15 protein-coding genes are annotated in these 16,969 nt (G+C 62.0%); all 15 read right to left on the bottom strand.

Annotation, left to right across the window (positions count from 1 at the left end):
• Positions 1-22 precede the first annotated feature (22 nt).
• On the bottom strand, positions 23-292 hold the full coding sequence (gene atpE / locus ACYVNQ_RS00810) for a F0F1 ATP synthase subunit C (RefSeq protein ID WP_007180033.1): 270 nt from the start codon (positions 290-292) through the stop codon (positions 23-25).
• Positions 293-371: 79 nt separating this feature from the next.
• Positions 372-1,223, bottom strand: a complete 852-nt coding sequence (gene atpB, locus ACYVNQ_RS00805; RefSeq protein ID WP_460900234.1) for a F0F1 ATP synthase subunit A — start codon at positions 1,221-1,223, stop codon at positions 372-374.
• 160 nt (positions 1,224-1,383) lie between these two features.
• Positions 1,384-1,956: an ATP synthase subunit I gene (locus ACYVNQ_RS00800; protein WP_460900233.1), complete on the bottom strand. Its 573-nt coding sequence runs from the start codon at positions 1,954-1,956 to the stop codon at positions 1,384-1,386.
• Positions 1,957-2,281: 325 nt separating this feature from the next.
• Positions 2,282-3,430 carry an SLC13 family permease gene (locus ACYVNQ_RS00795; RefSeq protein ID WP_460900232.1) on the bottom strand — a complete coding sequence of 383 codons (1,149 nt, stop codon included), beginning with the start codon at positions 3,428-3,430 and terminating at the stop codon, positions 2,282-2,284.
• A 20-nt stretch (positions 3,431-3,450) separates the two neighbouring features.
• Positions 3,451-4,338: a ParB/RepB/Spo0J family partition protein gene (locus ACYVNQ_RS00790; protein WP_460900231.1), complete on the bottom strand. Its 888-nt coding sequence runs from the start codon at positions 4,336-4,338 to the stop codon at positions 3,451-3,453.
• A gap of 38 nt (positions 4,339-4,376) precedes the next feature.
• Positions 4,377-5,147 carry a ParA family protein gene (locus ACYVNQ_RS00785; protein ID WP_460900230.1) on the bottom strand — a complete coding sequence of 257 codons (771 nt, stop codon included), beginning with the start codon at positions 5,145-5,147 and terminating at the stop codon, positions 4,377-4,379.
• Positions 5,148-5,225: 78 nt separating this feature from the next.
• A complete protein-coding gene (rsmG, locus tag ACYVNQ_RS00780) occupies positions 5,226-5,930 on the bottom strand; it encodes a 16S rRNA (guanine(527)-N(7))-methyltransferase RsmG (protein ID WP_460900229.1) in 705 nt (234 codons plus the stop codon).
• Positions 5,927-7,891, bottom strand: a complete 1,965-nt coding sequence (gene mnmG, locus ACYVNQ_RS00775) for a tRNA uridine-5-carboxymethylaminomethyl(34) synthesis enzyme MnmG (protein WP_460900228.1) — start codon at positions 7,889-7,891, stop codon at positions 5,927-5,929. The genes rsmG and mnmG overlap by 4 nt, the downstream gene beginning before the upstream one ends.
• A gap of 215 nt (positions 7,892-8,106) precedes the next feature.
• Positions 8,107-8,883 carry an ABC transporter ATP-binding protein gene (locus tag ACYVNQ_RS00770; protein WP_460900227.1) on the bottom strand — a complete coding sequence of 259 codons (777 nt, stop codon included), beginning with the start codon at positions 8,881-8,883 and terminating at the stop codon, positions 8,107-8,109.
• An 11-nt stretch (positions 8,884-8,894) separates the two neighbouring features.
• A complete protein-coding gene (locus ACYVNQ_RS00765) occupies positions 8,895-10,679 on the bottom strand; it encodes a branched-chain amino acid ABC transporter ATP-binding protein/permease (RefSeq protein ID WP_460900226.1) in 1,785 nt (594 codons plus the stop codon).
• A 4-nt stretch (positions 10,680-10,683) separates the two neighbouring features.
• Positions 10,684-11,739, bottom strand: a complete 1,056-nt coding sequence (locus ACYVNQ_RS00760) for a branched-chain amino acid ABC transporter permease (RefSeq protein ID WP_460900225.1) — start codon at positions 11,737-11,739, stop codon at positions 10,684-10,686.
• 194 nt (positions 11,740-11,933) lie between these two features.
• A complete protein-coding gene (locus ACYVNQ_RS00755; RefSeq protein WP_460900224.1) occupies positions 11,934-13,106 on the bottom strand; it encodes an ABC transporter substrate-binding protein in 1,173 nt (390 codons plus the stop codon).
• Between the two features lie 200 nt (positions 13,107-13,306).
• Positions 13,307-14,473, bottom strand: a complete 1,167-nt coding sequence (locus tag ACYVNQ_RS00750; RefSeq protein WP_460900223.1) for an ABC transporter substrate-binding protein — start codon at positions 14,471-14,473, stop codon at positions 13,307-13,309.
• A 587-nt stretch (positions 14,474-15,060) separates the two neighbouring features.
• On the bottom strand, positions 15,061-16,032 hold the full coding sequence (locus ACYVNQ_RS00745; RefSeq protein ID WP_460900222.1) for a branched-chain amino acid ABC transporter permease: 972 nt from the start codon (positions 16,030-16,032) through the stop codon (positions 15,061-15,063).
• Complete coding sequence (locus ACYVNQ_RS00740; protein WP_460900221.1) at positions 16,032-16,916, bottom strand: branched-chain amino acid ABC transporter permease; 885 nt, start codon at positions 16,914-16,916, stop codon at positions 16,032-16,034. Before ACYVNQ_RS00740 ends, ACYVNQ_RS00745 begins: the two co-directional genes overlap by 1 nt.
• Positions 16,917-16,969 lie beyond the last annotated feature (53 nt).

Below are 16,969 nucleotides of genomic sequence, written 5' to 3'. Positions count from 1 at the left end.
AGGCGCGCACTTCCGAGGAACCTTAGCCTGCCAGCTTCGACAGCAGCGGGTTCGCGAACGCAAACAGCATGGCCACACCAACGCCGATCAGGAACGCCGCATCGATCAGACCTGCGAGCAGGAACATCTTCGTTTGCAGCGGGTTCATCAGTTCCGGCTGGCGAGCGCACGCTTCGATGTACTTGCCGCCCATCAGGCCGATACCGATACAGGCGCCGATTGCACCCAGGCCGATGATGATGCCGATACCGATGGCGGTCAGACCCTGGATGTTGGCGATGAAAGCTTGCATGATCACTCCTTTGTGAAAAGTCTTTTTGGAACTGGGATTTAGAAAATTTGAAGCAATTCTTTTAACGACAGGACCGGGGTTAGTGGCTGTCGTGTGCCTGGCCGATATACACCAGCGTCAGCATCATGAAAATGAACGCCTGCAGCAAAACGATCAGGATGTGGAAGATTGCCCACACGCTGCCGGCGATCACGTGGCCGATGAAGCCAAGCACCGTCGTGTCCGCACCGAAATTCCAGATGCTGCCCAGAAGAGCAATCAGCAGGAACAGCAGTTCGCCCGCGTACATGTTGCCGAACAGCCGCATGCCGAGCGAGACCGTCTTGGCGACGAACTCGATGATGTTCAGTGCAAGGTTCGGGATCCACAGCAGCGGATGCGCGCCGAACGGGGCCGACAGCAGTTCGTGCACGAAGCCGCCTACGCCCTTGATCTTGAAGTTGTAATAGATCATCAGCACGAACACGCCGAGCGCGATGCCGAGCGTGCCGTTCAGGTCGGCCGTCGGCACGATGCGATGATGCGGAATGACTTCGGACAGGCCCAGCCAGCCGATCACGTGGCTAGGCAGGTCGACCGGGATGAAGTCGAGTGCGTTCATCAGCGCGACCCATACGAACACCGTCAGCGCGAGCGGCGCGATGAACGTGCGGTTGCCGTGGATCATCGACTTCGATTGGTCTTCGACCAGTTCGACCAGCATTTCGATGGCGCACTGGAAGCGGCCTGGGACGCCTGGCGTGGCTTTGCGCGCAGCGAGACGCAGAATGAAAATGGTGACGAGGCCGCAAACGATCGACCAGAAGAGCGTGTCCAGATTCCAGACATGAATGTCGAAAATCGACGTCTGATGCTCGGTGGAGAAGTTCTGCAAGTGGTGCGCAATGTACTCGGACGGATCCAGAGCGCGCGTTCCTTCGCTAGCTGCCATATCGTTAATGCACCCAAATTGTCGAAAATCGTTGTGGGCCGCCTGTCGCCGTTCGCGTTGCAGGCCAACCCCGCGCGCGAACTGTCTCGGCCCGCGCGCCGCCCGGCGACGCGTTGCCGCGTCAGCCCATATCTACTGAAACCTTGTTACCGAATACCGGTTACCGCCAGGCCAATGCGACCCAATATGTCTTCAGCGCGATCAGGTAGGTGACGAGCAGCGGCACCCACAGCACATCGTGATACCCGAACGCGATGGCTACGAACATCGCGATCGTCGCGCCCATCTTGAGCGCTTCGCCGACCATCCAGCTCATTACCGTCGCGCCGCCGCTGAGCTTCTTCAGCCGCGCCGCGAACAGCGCGCTCGGCACCCAGCAGATCGCTCCTCCCAGAAAGGCGGACAGCGCAGCAGCGCCCGGCGGCTTGTAGAACAGCCACCACAGCAGCGTCGCACCCAGGGACAAAACCATTTGCGCAATCACCACCCTGTAGGGCGTAACGCGCGATGGACGACTCACGTTCGGGCCAAACAGCGTTTCGGCCTCTGCCCGCGTGAGCGGAACGATATTGTTATCTAGCTCGGCATCCCACGCATCCTGACTGGCCGCATGCGGAACTTCAGTTTGAGACGGACTTGCGACCGACTCGGAAACGACGCGCTCAGTACCGTGCCCGTCGTCCCTTTGTTTCGGCGTACGACTCGACGCCGGGTCCGACTTTTGTACTGCCATCGCAGCGTTCCGCAAAGTTCCGCACAGTTCCACTCAACCCGCGAGCTTACTCGCCGCTTACGGGGGTGCCTAGCAAATAAATCCGGGCGATTGTAAGCGATAGTTGCAGGCAATTCAAGACTTTAGGCGTCTCAATAAGTGGCCCGACCAATGGGCTTACGGCAGCGAAAGGCTTTCGCTTTTCGAGGAAAACGGCGGCATCTGTAAGGCGCGCACTGTCATTGCCGGTGTGGCCGGCTATTCAGATTTTTTTAGATGCGAGGTGCTCTTATTTGGGCTCTTACATGCGCGGTGGACAGTCCACCGACGCGGGCTCGGGCGAGCATCAGAAATGCAACAGAACCCATCCGCCGAGCGCACCGCCGATCAGCCAGAACGGCACTGAAAAGACGTGAAACGGCAGCCACATGCCGCGTTCGTCGGAAAGACGCACGGCGATCAGGTTGGCGAGCGAGCCGATTGCGAGGCCAAAGCCCCCTACGCTCACGCCGAATGCGAGCGCGCGCCAGTCGTGTGTGAATTCAGCCAGCATGATGGCAGCCGGCACGTTGCTGATGCCCTGCGACAAAATAGCGCCTGCGGCATACGCGCGCAGCGGCGAGCCGAGCTGCAGCCCGCTGACTGCGTGTTGCACGGCAGGCAGCGCGGCGACGCTGCGCAGCACGATGAACATCAGCACGAAAATCAGCAGCAGCAGCCAGTCGATTTTCAGCACGACCTTCGGGCGCCACAGTAGAAACCCCGCGGCGACGCCCGCGAGGCCGACGCCCGGATGGTGTGCATCCGCCAGCAGCACGAACGCGACAAACAGCAGCGCAGCGACGCCGACCAGCCGCTGATCGACCGGATGCGGCTCGACGTCTTTCGACAGATCCAGCGACGCGCCACGGAAGCTGACGGCGGCAAGCACAAACAGCATCACCATCAGCACCGCGCACAAAGGCGCAAGCGCCCAGACAAACGCACCGAACGAAACGCCGCTGGTTTGCCACAGAAACAGATTCTGAGGATTGCCTAGCGGCGTCAGAATCGACCCTGCATTGACTGCTAGCGCGATGAAAATCACCAGCCGTTTCAGCGGCAGCGGTGCGAGTTTGTGCAGCGACAAGGTCAGTGGTACGACAACGAAAAGCGCGACGTCATTGGTCAATATCGTCGATAAAGCCGCGGCGAGACCGATCAACAGACACGCGAGCGCACGCTCCGAATGAATATGGTGTACGACGCGATGCGCGGCCCACATCAGGAATCCTGATGATTCGACGGCCTTGGTCAGAATCAGCAACCCGGTCAGCGTGAGCACCGTCTGCCAGTCGACCAGCGACGGCAGTGACGCCAACGGACGAGGATGAAAAGCCTCCAGCAGGATCAGCGCGACAACCAGCACGACCAATACCGGTTCGCTCGCAGCAAAGTGCCAGATTTTCTTCAGCAGGCTGCGCGGGGGATTGAGCGCGTGTTCCGCGGGCGGCACAGTCGGATTTTTGATGGGATTCAGGCCGCGGTACCGCCACGCAGCTTCGCGAGGATGCCTTCGAGCGCGTCCAGGTTGCCGAAATCGACCGTCACCTGGCCGCGACCGCGCTTGCCCAGTTTGATTTTCACGGTGGCGGCCAGCAGGTCCGACAACTCGTCCTCGAGCCTGCGCGTGTCACGGCCGCCGTCATGGTCGACACGCGGCTTCGGCGCCGGCGACACCTTGTTGGTCGCGGTGACGAGCTTCTCCGTCTCCCGTACCGACATGCCCTTGTTGACCACCTGATTGGCCAGCGTGATCTGCGTGGCCGCATCGACGGCCAACAGCGCGCGCGCGTGGCCCATATCGAGGTCGCCGGCGAGCAGCATGGTCTGCACCGGCGCGGCGAGGTTCAGCAAACGCAACAGGTTGGACACCGCACTACGCGAGCGCCCGACCGACTCAGCCGCCTGTTCATGCGTGAAATGGAATTCGTCGAGCAGGCGCTGGATGCCTTGCGCCTCTTCCAGCGGATTCAGATCCTCGCGCTGGATGTTCTCGATCAGCGCCATCGCCGCGGCAGCCTGATCGGGCACGTCGCGCACCAGCACCGGCACTTCCTCGAGACCCGCAAGACGCGCCGCGCGGAAGCGCCGCTCGCCGGCGATGATCTCGAATTTATCGTCCGAAATCGGCCGCACCAGAATCGGCTGCATCAAACCTTGCGCTCGGATGCTTGCCGCCAGCTCCTGCAACGCGCCCTCGTCCATCCGCGTGCGCGGCTGGTACTTGCCGGCCTGCATCTTCGACAGCGGCAGCGTATGCGTCGCGCTGTCGATCTTGACCGGGTCCGCGATCTCCGCGCTGCCACCGAGCAAAGCCTCGAGTCCCCTGCCCAGCCCTTTCTTTCTCGCCACTGCATTCATCGTGTTTCCTCGATCCGCTTTGGATGTTTGCCGTTGCGTCATAGCGCGCGCACCCGTTCGATCATTTCGGCGCCGAACTGCACGTAAGCCTGTGCGCCACGCGACGCCCGGTCGAACACCACGCCCGGCAATCCATAGCTCGGCGCCTCGGCGAGGCGCACGTTGCGCGGGATCACGGCGTCGAACACCTTGTCGCCGAAGTGTTCTTTCAGCTGGTCGGAGACCTGCTGCTGCAGCGTGATGCGCGGATCGAACATCACGCGCAGCAAGCCGATGATTTTCAGTTCGCGGTTCAGGTTCGCATGCACCTGCTTGATCGTGTTGACCAGATCCGACAGGCCTTCGAGCGCGAAATACTCGCATTGCATCGGGATCACGACGCCGTGCGCGGCGCACAGGCCGTTCAGCGTCAGCAGCGACAGTGCCGGCGGGCAATCGATCAGAACGAAGTCGTAGTCGTGTGCAACGTGCGACAGCGCTTCCTTCAGTTGCTTCTCGCGGTTCGTCACGCTGACCAGTTCGATCTCGGCACCCGCCAGCTCGCGGTTGGCCGGCACCACATCGTAGGACACCGCCTCCGGTTTGACGCGCGCGTCGGCCACCGATACGCCGTCCACCAGCACCTCATACACCGTGTTGACGCAGGCCGCCTTGTCGATGCCGCTGCCCATCGTCGCGTTGCCCTGCGGATCGAGGTCGATAAGCAACACACGTTGTCCCTGCGATGCGAGGCTCGCGGCGAGATTGACAGCTGTCGTCGTTTTGCCGACTCCTCCCTTCTGGTTCGCAACGCAGAAGATTTTTGCCATCTTGGATGTGTCCCTTTCCCTTTTGCAGCTTGAATGATTGTGTGTGTATCGCCGTTGCGTGCATGCCGCCGCGCCCGGTCAGAGCGAAGCGGCCGGCAGCGGATCGACGTCGACCTCGACCAGATGCCGTTCGGCGTCCAGCGCAGGCACGTTCAGCCGGATGATCTGCTTCGCGTGGGCGCCGGCTGGCAAGCGTCCGATTTCAGCTTCGGGGCGCACGCCCTTCATCGCCCAGATCGCACCGCCGTCGGCAACCAGATGACGGGCCAGTGTAACGAAATCCGCGAGCTCTGCGAACGCACGCGACACGATCACATCGAATTTTTCGGCTACTTCGACGCCGGGACGCAGCGTTTCGACGCGACCGGTTACCACAGACAAATTGCCCAAGCCGAGTTGAGCCTTCGCCTGCGCCTGGAATGCGGTTTTCTTCTGAACGATGTCGTTCAGCGTGACCTGCCAGTCCGGCAGCGCGATCGCGAGCACGATGCCGGGCAAGCCGCCGCCCGAGCCTACGTCGAGCACCGACGATGGCCCTCGCCCCGCCAGATGCGGAACGATCGATAGCGAGTCGAGGATGTGCTGGATCAGCATCTGCCGCGGGTCGCGGATCGCGGTCAGGTTGTAGACCGCGTTCCATTTGGCGAGCAAGGCGACGTAGTCGAGCAACTTCGCGGATTGCGCTTCGCTCAGATCGACCTGCAACGCGCGTGCGCCGTCCGCCAGCAGCGCGGCCTGCTCTGCGCGGCTGGCGTCTGCTGAACTGCCGTGCCGTGCCGTCATTGAATCACCGGTGCGGTATCGGCGGCGGCTTCGCCGGCTGCGGGTTTTGCACCACGCCGACCCAGGCCGCGCTTCAGATGCACCATCAGCAGCGAGATCGCAGCCGGCGTAATACCGGAGATCCGCGACGCCTGCCCGATCGTTTCCGGCCGATGCTGCGTTAGCTTCTGACGCGCTTCGAATGAAAGTCCGCGCACTTCCGCGTAGTCCAGCGCTTCCGGCAAGCGCGTGTTTTCATGCGCTTCATTGCGCTCGATCTCACCCGCCTGACGCTCGATATAGCCCTGATACTTGATGCCGATCTCGATCTGTTCCTTGATCTGATCCAACAGAACCGGGTCGTCCGCGAGTGCTTCGGTCGGTGCGCAAGCGCCGTCTCGCAGCGCACACACGCCGTCGTAGGTCACGCCTGGACGGCGTAGCAACTCGGCGAGGCTGTATTCATGGTCGATCGACTTGCCGAGCAAAGCGGTAGCTTCGTCGGACGATAGCGTCTTCGGCGTCACCCATGTCGTGCGCAGGCGCTCTGTTTCACGTGAAACAGCGTCGCGCTTGCGGCTGAAGGCTTCCCAACGCTCATCGTCGACCACGCCAAGCTCGCGCCCAACCTCGGTCAGACGCATATCTGCGTTGTCTTCGCGCAAGCTCAGACGGTACTCCGCACGACTTGTGAACATTCGGTACGGTTCGGAGACACCACGTGTTACCAGGTCGTCAACCAGCACGCCGAGGTACGCCTGATCGCGGCGCGGGCACCACGCATCCCTGCCCTGCACCTGCAAACCCGCATTGATGCCCGCGAGCAAACCTTGCGCAGCGGCTTCTTCATAACCGGTCGTACCGTTGATCTGGCCGGCGAAGAACAGCCCTTGAATCGCCTTGGTCTCCAGCGAAGCCTTCAACGCACGCGGATCGAAATAGTCGTATTCGATCGCATAGCCGGGCCGCAGAATGTGCGCGTGCTCCAGCCCGCGCATCGAGCGGACCAGTTCGAGCTGCACATCGAACGGCAGGCTCGTCGAGATCCCATTCGGATAGAACTCGTTGGTCGTCAGCCCTTCCGGTTCGAGGAAGATCTGATGCGACTCTTTCGATGCAAAGCGGTGAATCTTGTCTTCGATCGACGGGCAGTAGCGCGGCCCCACCCCTTCGATCACGCCGGTGTACATCGGCGAACGATCCAGACCACCGCGGATGATGTCGTGAGTCTGCGCATTGGTATGCGTGACCCAGCACGGCACCTGACGCGGATGTTGCTCGACGCGGCCCATAAACGAGAACACCGGGACCGGATCGAGATCGCCAGGTTGCTCTTCGAGCTTCGAAAAATCGATAGTGCGGCCGTCGATACGCGGCGGCGTGCCTGTCTTCAGGCGCCCTTGCGGCAGCTTCAGCTCTTTCAGACGTGCGGATAGCGAGACCGCAGCCGGATCGCCCGCGCGGCCACCGGTGTAGTTGTTCAGGCCCACATGAATCTTGCCGTCGAGGAAAGTCCCTGCGGTCAGCACGACCGCGCGCGCACGGAACCGCACGCCTACCTGCGTCACCGCACCGACCACACGATCGCCTTCCACCATCAGATCGTCGACCGATTGCTGGAACAGCCAAAGATTCGGCTGATTCTCGAGCCGCCGGCGAATCGCCTGCTTGTACAGCAGACGGTCAGCCTGGGCGCGCGTCGCACGCACCGCCGGCCCTTTCGACGAATTCAGGATACGGAACTGGATACCCCCCTCGTCCGTCGCTGCCGCCATCGCACCGCCGAGCGCGTCCACCTCTTTCACGAGATGGCCCTTGCCGATACCGCCGATCGACGGATTGCAGCTCATCTGGCCAAGGGTTTCGATGTTGTGCGTCAGCAGCAACGTCTTGTTGCCCATGCGTGCGGCAGCCAGCGCGGCTTCGGTACCAGCGTGCCCGCCGCCGACGACGATCACGTCAAATTCTGTGGGATAAAGCATTTGGGAGACCTTCACGCAGGAGATTGCGTGAGCCTTTCGAAAAAAGTATGGGCGAATTATAGCGGGTTCGCTTTTGGCCCGATTTACGCGGCCTTGAATAGCCGATAAAAAAGCGGCGTGTTTCACGTGAAACACGCCGCTTCGATCTTCCGCCAACTCGTGAAACAACCCTGAACAAACAAGCGTGGCACCGCTACCGCAATGAACCTCGCTCCCTAAGCCGTTTTCTTTGCCAGCCCTAGATACGTTTCAATCACTCGTGGGTTTTGCGCGAGCTCGCCAGCCGCGCCTTCCAGCGCCAGCTCACCTGTCTCAAGCACATAGCCATAATCGGAGATCTGCAGCGCAGCCCGTGCGTTCTGCTCAATCAGCAGCGTCGCGACGCCCGTGGATCGCAGCGCACTAATGATCCGGAAAATCTCCTTCACGATCAGCGGCGCAAGCCCGAGGCTAGGCTCATCGAGCATCAGCAGATCGGGCTTCCCCATTAACGCACGACCGACCGCCAGCATCTGGCGCTCGCCACCGGACAACGTGCCAGCAGCCTGCTTACGTCGCTCTTTCAAACGCGGAAACAACTGGAACACCGGCTCGAGTTGATCCAGATACGCCCGCTCGCCCGCCTTCTTCCGCCGATACGCACCGAGCACGAGATTGTCTTCGACCGACATCGTCGCAAACAACTCGCGCTTTTCCGGCACCAGACACATACCCTGCGCGACCCGACGCTCAACCGGCAGCGCGCTGATATCTTCGCCGCGATAAAAAACCGCGCCCTTCGCAGACCCGCTGACCGGCAACGAGCCCATGATCGCGTTCAACAGCGTCGACTTCCCCGCCCCGTTCGGTCCGATCACCGAAACGATCTGCCCCGGGCGCACCTCGATTGCCGCACCGTGCAACGCCTCGACCTTGCCGTAGCGAACCGACAAGCCGTTCACCTGCAAAATCGGTGCAACCGCGCCGGCAGCGGCGGTGAAACCTGTAGTCACGTCGCTCTGCGTCATTCCACTCCCCCGAGATACGCCTCGAGCACGGCTGGGTCTTTCTGCACCTCTTCCGGCAGCCCTTCCGCGATACGCGTGCCGAACTCCATCACCACCAGGCGATCTGTCAGATTCATCACGAAGTCCATATCGTGTTCGACCAGCAGCACGCTCATGCCCTCCTCACGCAGCCGGCGAAGCAGGGCTGTCAGTTGTTGTTTCTCCTGATAGCGCAGACCGGCTGCCGGCTCGTCCAGCAGCAGCAAGGTCGGGTCGCAGCACAGCGCCCGAGCAATCTCCAGAATCCGCTGCTGGCCGAGTGCCAGGCTACCCGCCTCGTCATACATATGCGCCTCCAGCCCAACGCGCCGGATCTGCCGCGCAGCCTCGGCCATTAAACGCGCCTCTTCCGACTTGTTCAGCTTCACGATGCTGCGCCATACGCCGGTTCGCCCGCGCAGGTGCGCGCCGATCGCAACGTTCTCCAGCACGCTCATGCCTGGCAAAAGCTTCACGTGCTGAAACGTGCGTCCGATGCCGCGCCTGACGATTTCACGTGAATTCAGCGTATCGATCCGCTCGCCGAGGAAACGGATCACGCCGCTGGTCGGCTGCAGCGCGCCGGATACCAGATTGAAGGTAGTGGACTTGCCGGCACCGTTCGGCCCGATCAGCCCGATGATCTGGCCAGACTTCACCTCGAAGCTGACGTCGTTCACCGCGACGAGTCCGCCGAATTCCTTGCGCGCCTTGTCGACCGTCAGCAGCACCTGGCCGATCGCCGGCTTGCTGCGCATCGGCAATGGATTCGTATCGGTCGGCGCCTTAACCAGCGGCTCGCTGGGGAATAGCCGCGCGAGGTATGGCCACACACCGCGCCGTGCATATTGCAGCAGCAGCACCATCAGAATGCCGAACACGATGATCTCGAAATTGCCGTTCTCGCCAAGCAGCTTTGGCAACAGCGTCTGCAGGTAATCCTGCAGCACCGTCAGGATGGCCGCGCCGAGCACCGCGCCCCACACATGCGCGACGCCGCCGACCACCGCCATAAACAGAAACTCGATGCCGTGATTCAATCCGAACGGCGTCGGGTTCACCGAGCGCTGCAGATGCGCGTAGAGGAAACCGGAGATCGCCGCCAGCACCGCGGCATAGACAAAGATCACGACGCGCATCCACGCCGTGTTGACGCCCATCGCTTCCGCCATCGATCCGCCGCCGCGCAGCGCACGGATCGCGCGGCCCGGCCGACTATTAAGCAGATTTTGAACAGACACCACGGCGAGCAGCACGACCACCCAGATCAGGAAATAAATATGTCGCCCCGACTCCAGTTCGATGCCGAGCACATCGAGCACCGGGATGCCGTTGATGCCGTCGTACTTGCCGAGAATATCGAGATTGCCGAACAGGAAGAACAGCGCAAGCCCCCACGCAATCGTGCCGAGCGGCAGAAAGTGGCCGGACAGCCGCATCGTCACGGCGCCGAGCAGCAGCGCGATCAACGCGGTGAGCACCACGCCGGCGATCAGTGCGAGCCACGGCGACACGCCGAATTGCGTCGTCAGATACGCGGTGGTGTACGCGCCGATGCCGACGAACGCAGCCTGCCCAAAGCTCGTCATGCCGCCGATGCCCGTGAGCAGCACGAGCCCGATCGCGACGATCGAATAGAGGCCGATGTAGTTGAGCAACGTGATCCAGTACTCCGGCACCTGAAGCGGCTGCGGCAGCACCGGAAGCGCGAACATCACGACGAGAAACAACCAGAACAGCTTGTGCTTGACGATATGCTTCATCGCGTCACTCCTCCGCCTCTTCTGCATGCGGCGTCGCGAGACTGCGCCACAACAGCACCGGGATGATCAACGTGAAGACGATCACTTCCTTATAGGCGCTCGCCCAGAACGACGAATACGATTCGAGCAGGCCGACCAGCACGGAGCCGGCAGCCGCGAGCGGATAGCTGACGAGCCCGCCGATGATCGCGCCGACGAAGCCTTTCAGGCCGATCAGAAAACCGGAGTCGTAGTAGATGGTGGTCAGCGGTGCGACGAGGATCCCGCACAGCGCGCCGAGCCCGGCCGCCAGCGTGAACGCGAGGCTCCCCGCCTGCGTGGTACCGATGCCAACCAGCTGCGCGCCGACACGGTTCACCGAGGTTGCGCGCAGCGCCTTGCCGGACAGCGAGCGGTCGAAGTACAGGTACAGCGCCGCGATCAGTACGATCGCGGTGCCGATCACCCAAATGCTTTGCCCGGAGATCGCCAGACTGCCAACGTTGAAGGTTGCGTCGGAAAACGCGTTGGTGCGCGAGCCTTCGGCGCCGAACATCACGAGCCCGAGGCCGACCATCGCGAAGTGCACCGCTACCGATACGATCAGCAGCAACAGCGTGGTCGTTTCAGCGATCGGCTGATACGCGAGCCGATACACGAACGGCCCCATCGGCACGACGATCAACAGCGTAACGGCGATCTGCACGATCATCGGCAGCGTGTGCATGAATGCGCCGCGCGTGAGCGCATAGACGACAAGCGGGAACACGAGATACTGGCCCGCTAGCGTGAGCAAGGTGCGCACCGCGTGCCGGCGCCGCTCCGGATGCCGCACGAGCCCGGCAGTCTCTGCGAAGAAACATGCAACGCCCAACGCCACCAGCAGCCAGCAGGTCGCCGGAAACTTCTGCGACTGCAGCGCGGCAAGCGTCAATGCGCCGTAGGTGACGAACTCCCCTTGCGGGATAAAGATCGCGCGCGTGACTGAAAACACCAGCACCAGCGCGAGTGCGAGCAATGCGTAGATCGCGCCGGTCGTGATGCCGTCCTGCGCGAGGATTGCCGCGATTGATAGATCCATACTGACCCGTCCTGGAACGTCGAAAATGGCGGAAAAGCGAACTGGGGATTGCGCGGGCAAGCGGGCGAACAAGCAGGCGCGCGCCGCCGCCGCACCGCGAGCAACCCTGCCCGCCCGGCGGCGCTTGCCATTGTGATCGATACGAAGCGCACACGTGACAGCAGCCGTGCGTCACACGGCCGCTATATGCACCTTTAGTCGTTCTGCAGCTTCCACTTGCCGTCGACGATCTGCACGATCACCACTGCGCGCTTGTCGAGGCCGTTGTGATCGGTGGCACTCATGCTGATGATGCCGTGCGACACCGCCAGATCTTTAGTGCTTTCCAGCGCGTCACGCAGCGCGCTACGGAACGCTTCGGTGCCCGGCTGCCCTTTCTTCAGTGCTTCGGGGATTGCATGCTGCAGCAGCTGGCCGGCGTCCCATGCATGTCCGCCGAAGGTCGACACCGACCCCGCGCCATAGGCCTTCTCATACGCGTTCTTGTACGCCTCGGAAGACTTCTTCACCGGGTTCGATTCAGGCAGCTGCCCGGTGACGAGAATCGGTCCAGCTGGCAGCCATTCGCCGTCGCAATCCTTGCCGCACACACGCAGGAAGTCGTTGTTCGCTACACCATGCGTCTGATAGACCTTGCCCTTGTAGCCGCGCTCTTTCAGCGTCTTCGCGGGCAACGCGGCGGGCGTGCCCGAACCGGCGATCAGCACCGCGTCCGCATTTGCGCTGACCATCTTCAACACCTGCCCCGTCACCGACGCATCGTTGCGCGCATAGCGTTCGTTCGCGACCACCTTCAGATGATGCGCACTGGCCGCCGCGTTGAACACCGTGTACCAGTTCTCGCCGTATGCATCCGCGAAGCCGATGAAGGCCACCGTCTTCACGCCGTGCTTCTCCATATGCGCGGCGATTGCATCGGCCATCAGCGCGTCGTTCTGCGGGGTCTTGAAGACCCATGCACGCTTCGCGTCCATCGGCGCAATGATCGCCGCCGATGCCGCGAGAGAAATCATCGGTGTCTTGTTTTCGGCGGCGGGATCGATCATCGCCAGCGAATTAGGCGTGACTGTCGAGCCGATAATCGCATCGACGTGCTCTTCGTCGATCAGCTTGCGGGTGTTCTGCACCGCCTTGCTGGTATCGCTCGCGTCGTCGAGCACGATGTACTGCACGCTCTTGCCACCGATCTCTTTAGGCAGCAGCGCAATCGTGTTCTTCTCAGGAATCCCGAGCGAAGCGGCCGGCCCGGTCGCCGACAACGTCACGCCGATCTTCACCTGCGCGAACGCGGTACTTGCGCCGCATAGAAGCGCCGCTGCGATCCCCGCGCGCATCCAGTGTTTCGCTTTTGTTTTCGTCTTTAGCATCGAGCCTCTCCAAACGCGTGATTGGTTTTTCTGTCACCGCGGTTGCCTGCGGGTAACTGAATCTAGTGACCGCGTATCGGCGTGCCAAGCATGGTTTTCCCTGTTAGCCAGCAGTAAACCTGCAAATCGGGCAGGCAGCAAAAAGGCGCGTCAACTTGCACGCGCCCTTTTCTCCCTGCGGAACTGCCAGCTGGCCGCTGCTAGTCGCCAGCGAGTTTCCACTTGCCGTCGACGATCTGCACCATCACTCGCGCCCGCTGGTCGAGCCCTGCGTGATCGTTGACGCTCATGTTGAAGATGCCGTGCGACCCGGGCAAGTCTTTGGTGCTCTCGAGCGCCGCGCGCAGCGCTTCGCGGAACGCCGGCGTACCCGGCTGGCCCTTCTTCAACGCGATCGGAATCGCCCGTTGCAGCAGCAGATCAGCGTCCCACATATGGCCGCCGAAGGTCGACACCGAACCCGCGCCGAACGCGGCTTCGTACGCATGCTTGTACGTCAGTGCGGCTTTCTTCGACGGGTTGCTGTCCGGCAGCTGATCGGCCACCAGCAGCGGCCCCGCCGGCAGATACGTACCGTCGCAATCCTTGCCGCACACGCGCAGGAAGTCGTTGTTCGCTACGCCGTGCGTCTGGTAGTACTTGCCCTTGTAGCCGCGCTCTTTCAGCGTCTTTTGCGGCAGCGCGGCCGGCGTGCCGGCGCCGGCGATCAGCACCGCATCCGGATTCTGCGACATCAGCTTCAGCACCTGGCCGGTCACCGACGCGTCGTTGCGCGCAAAGCGCTCGTTCGCCACGACCTTGATCTTCGCGAGTTCGGCGGCCTTGCCGAATTCCTTGAACCAGCTTTCGCCGTACGCATCGGCAAAGCCGATAAACGCGACCGTCTTCACGCCATGATTGGCCATGTGCTGCGCGATCGCGGTGGCCATCAGGATGTCGTTTTGCGGCGTCTTGAACACCCACGCGCGCTTCGCATCCATCGGTTCGACAATCGACGCGGCCGCCGCAAGCGAAATCATCGGCGTCTGCGTTTCGCTTGCGACGTCGATCATTGCGAGCGAGTTCGGCACCACGGTCGAGCCGATCAACGCGTCGACGTGATCTTCACTGGTGAGCTCGCGTGCGTTCTTGACGGCCTGGGTCGAATCCGTCGCGTCATCTAGCACGATGTAGTCGACTTTCTGGCCCGCTATTTCTTTGGGCAACAGCGTCGTTGTGTTCTTCTCGGGGATGCCCAGCGAAGCTGCCGGGCCAGTTGCCGATACTGTGATGCCGATTTTCACATCGGCGAACGCGGCGCCGCTCCATGCTGCACACACGCCTGCCGCGGCGAGCGCCGCGCTGATCCACCGCAATGCCGACTTCATTCCATTCCTTTTTGTGCCCCGCCGCTACGGATCGAGCCGGACAGCGGCCGGTTAAAATGCCGACCAAGCGGTCGGCCAATAGCGAGGAATGGCGAGTGTAGCGGACGCCCGACACACGCGGCAAGCGCTTTGCGGCGAAGGGTCAACGAGGAAAACGACGTGTGCCGTGGAACAGGTCGCACGATCGATACGGCAATGCGCAAGGTCAGGCGCTTGCCAGGTCAGAGGTCAGGCAGATCGGTAGGCACAAATAAAAAGCGCTGTTGGATCCTATCCAACAGCGCTTTCGTGTGGGCACTTAGTGCCTCATGTCTCCTCGTTCTCCACCTGCAAAATTCGGGTGCTGCAGAACTGTGTGAAGATTAACGGGGTCCCGCTTAGTGAGCAACTAGCATTTACCCTAGTGGTGCAGTCTCGCACTGAAATGGGGCGTCTTTGCGAGCACTTAGGCGCGCGTTGCACGTCGATGCACGGCACGCGCTTTAGATCGGATGCCGAAGCAAACCGGCCTTTGCTTGCAGCCGGTCATGTCCGCCTAAGCCAAACGTCAAGCACGCAAGCCACGCGCGCTGCAAAGCCCTGCCGCATCAAGCGCGCAGTGGCCTGACCCGCGCGACGATTTCCCCAACGATGCCGCGCCTGAAGGCCAGCACGCACGCAATAAAGATCAGCCCGGTGACGATGGTCGTCGATTCGCCGAGCGAGCGAAACCATTCGACCCCCGTCGTCGACGCCAGCGCGGTGCCGATATCGCCGAGCCGGTCTTCCAGCGCGACAATCAGGGCCGCACCCAGCAGCGGGCCGAACAGCGTGCCCATGCCGCCGACCAGCGTCATCAGGATCACGAGGCCGGACATCGTCCAGTACGCGTCGCTGAGCGTCTCGAAGCCGAGCACCAGCACCTTCAGCGAGCCGGCGAGCCCCGCAAGCCCGGCCGACAGCGTGAACGCGAGCAGCTTGAAGCGGCTCGTATCGTAGCCGAGCGAAATCGCGCGCGGCTCGTTTTCCTTGATCGCGATCAGCACCTGTCCAAACGGCGAATGCACGATCCGCACGATCAGCAGGAATGCGAGCACCATCACCACCAGCACGACGAAATACAGCGTCAGGTCCGGGCTCAGGTTCAGCACGCCAAACAGCCGGCCGCGCGGCACGCCTTGCATGCCGTCTTCGCCATGCGTGAACGGCGCCTGCAGAAACACGAAGTACACCATCTGCGCGAGCGCGAGCGTGATCATCGCGAAGTAGATGCCTTGGCGCCGGATCGCGAACAGGCCAACGATCAGACCCAGCAGCGTCGCCGCCGCGGTGCCGGCCACCACGCCCACTTCGGGTGTCACACCAACCGTCTGGATCATGTAACCCGCCATGTAACCCGCGGTCGACAGAAACATCGCGTGCCCGAACGACAGCAAACCCGTATAGCCGATCAACAGATTGAAGGCCGCCGCAAACAGCGCGAAGCACAGCACCTTCATCATGAACACCGGATAGACGCCGGCGAACGGCGCGACGATCAGGCCGATCAGCAGCAACACGTAAAGCGCTTTTCTCTGCATCATTTTTCCTTGCCGAACAGACCCGCGGGGCGCACCAGCAATACCAGCGCCATGATCACGAAGACCACGGTGGCGGAAGCCTCCGGATAGAACACGCGCGTCAAGCCTTCGACTACACCGAGCAGCAGGCCGGTCAGGATCGAGCCCATGATCGACCCCATGCCGCCGATCACGACTACCGCGAACACGGTGACGATCAACGGTTGACCCATCAGCGGCGATACCTGAATTACCGGCGCGGCGAGCACGCCGGCGAACGCGGCAAGCGCGACGCCGAAGCCGTAAGTCAGCGTGACCATCATCGGCACGTTCACGCCGAACGCTTCGACCAGTTTCGGGTTTTCGGTGCCGGCGCGCAGGTACGCGCCAAGGCGCGTCTTCTCGATCACGAACCACGTCGCGAAGCACACCGCCAGCGACGCGACCACCACCCATGCGCGATAGTTCGGCAGGAACATAAAGCCGAGATTGGTTGCGCCGGACAGCGCGGAAGGCACGTCGTACGACTGGCCGGATGCGCCGTAGATCGAGCGGAACACGCCCTCCACTACCAGCGTGAGGCCGAACGTCAGCAGCAGCCCGTAAAGATGGTCGAGCTTGTACAGCCAGCGCAGCATCGACCGTTCGATCAGCATGCCGAACAGACCGACGATCAGCGGGGCGAGCACCAGCATCGCCCAGTACGGCAAGCCGAAATAATTGAGGCCCATCCAGGCGAGCATGGCGCCCAGCATGAACAGTGCGCCATGCGCAAAGTTGATCACATTGAGCAGGCCAAAAATCACCGCGAGGCCGAGGCTCAGGATCGCGTAAAACGAGCCGTTCACGAGACCCAGCAGCAACTGGCTCAACATGGCCGGCAGCGGGATGCCAAAGATATCCATTGAACGCGTCGTCAAAGTGAAAGCGCGCTGCGCGCATCGAGCCACCTTCACCG

The sequence above is a fragment of the Paraburkholderia jirisanensis genome, from assembly GCF_054782355.1.
The sequence above is the reverse complement of the archived record's forward strand: the minus strand, read 5'-3'. Positions and strand labels throughout refer to the sequence as shown.

Excerpts from the sequence above, each read along its gene's own strand:
- ACYVNQ_RS00785 (WP_460900230.1), bottom strand. The coding sequence starts at position 5,147 with ATGGCAAAAATCTTCTGCGTTGCGAACCAGAAGGGAGGAGTCGGCAAA.
- ACYVNQ_RS00790 (WP_460900231.1), bottom strand. The coding sequence starts at position 4,338 with ATGAATGCAGTGGCGAGAAAGAAAGGGCTGGGCAGGGGACTCGAGGCT.
- ACYVNQ_RS00755 (WP_460900224.1), bottom strand. The coding sequence starts at position 13,106 with ATGCTAAAGACGAAAACAAAAGCGAAACACTGGATGCGCGCGGGGATC.
- atpE (WP_007180033.1), bottom strand. The coding sequence starts at position 292 with ATGCAAGCTTTCATCGCCAACATCCAGGGTCTGACCGCCATCGGTATC.
- ACYVNQ_RS00740 (WP_460900221.1), bottom strand. The coding sequence starts at position 16,916 with ATGGATATCTTTGGCATCCCGCTGCCGGCCATGTTGAGCCAGTTGCTG.
- mnmG (WP_460900228.1), bottom strand. The coding sequence starts at position 7,891 with ATGCTTTATCCCACAGAATTTGACGTGATCGTCGTCGGCGGCGGGCAC.
- ACYVNQ_RS00750 (WP_460900223.1), bottom strand. The coding sequence starts at position 14,473 with ATGAAGTCGGCATTGCGGTGGATCAGCGCGGCGCTCGCCGCGGCAGGC.
- rsmG (WP_460900229.1), bottom strand. The coding sequence starts at position 5,930 with ATGACGGCACGGCACGGCAGTTCAGCAGACGCCAGCCGCGCAGAGCAG.
- ACYVNQ_RS00745 (WP_460900222.1), bottom strand. The coding sequence starts at position 16,032 with ATGCAGAGAAAAGCGCTTTACGTGTTGCTGCTGATCGGCCTGATCGTC.
- ACYVNQ_RS00765 (WP_460900226.1), bottom strand. The coding sequence starts at position 10,679 with ATGAAGCATATCGTCAAGCACAAGCTGTTCTGGTTGTTTCTCGTCGTG.
- atpB (WP_460900234.1), bottom strand. The coding sequence starts at position 1,223 with ATGGCAGCTAGCGAAGGAACGCGCGCTCTGGATCCGTCCGAGTACATT.
- ACYVNQ_RS00800 (WP_460900233.1), bottom strand. The coding sequence starts at position 1,956 with ATGGCAGTACAAAAGTCGGACCCGGCGTCGAGTCGTACGCCGAAACAA.
- ACYVNQ_RS00760 (WP_460900225.1), bottom strand. The coding sequence starts at position 11,739 with ATGGATCTATCAATCGCGGCAATCCTCGCGCAGGACGGCATCACGACC.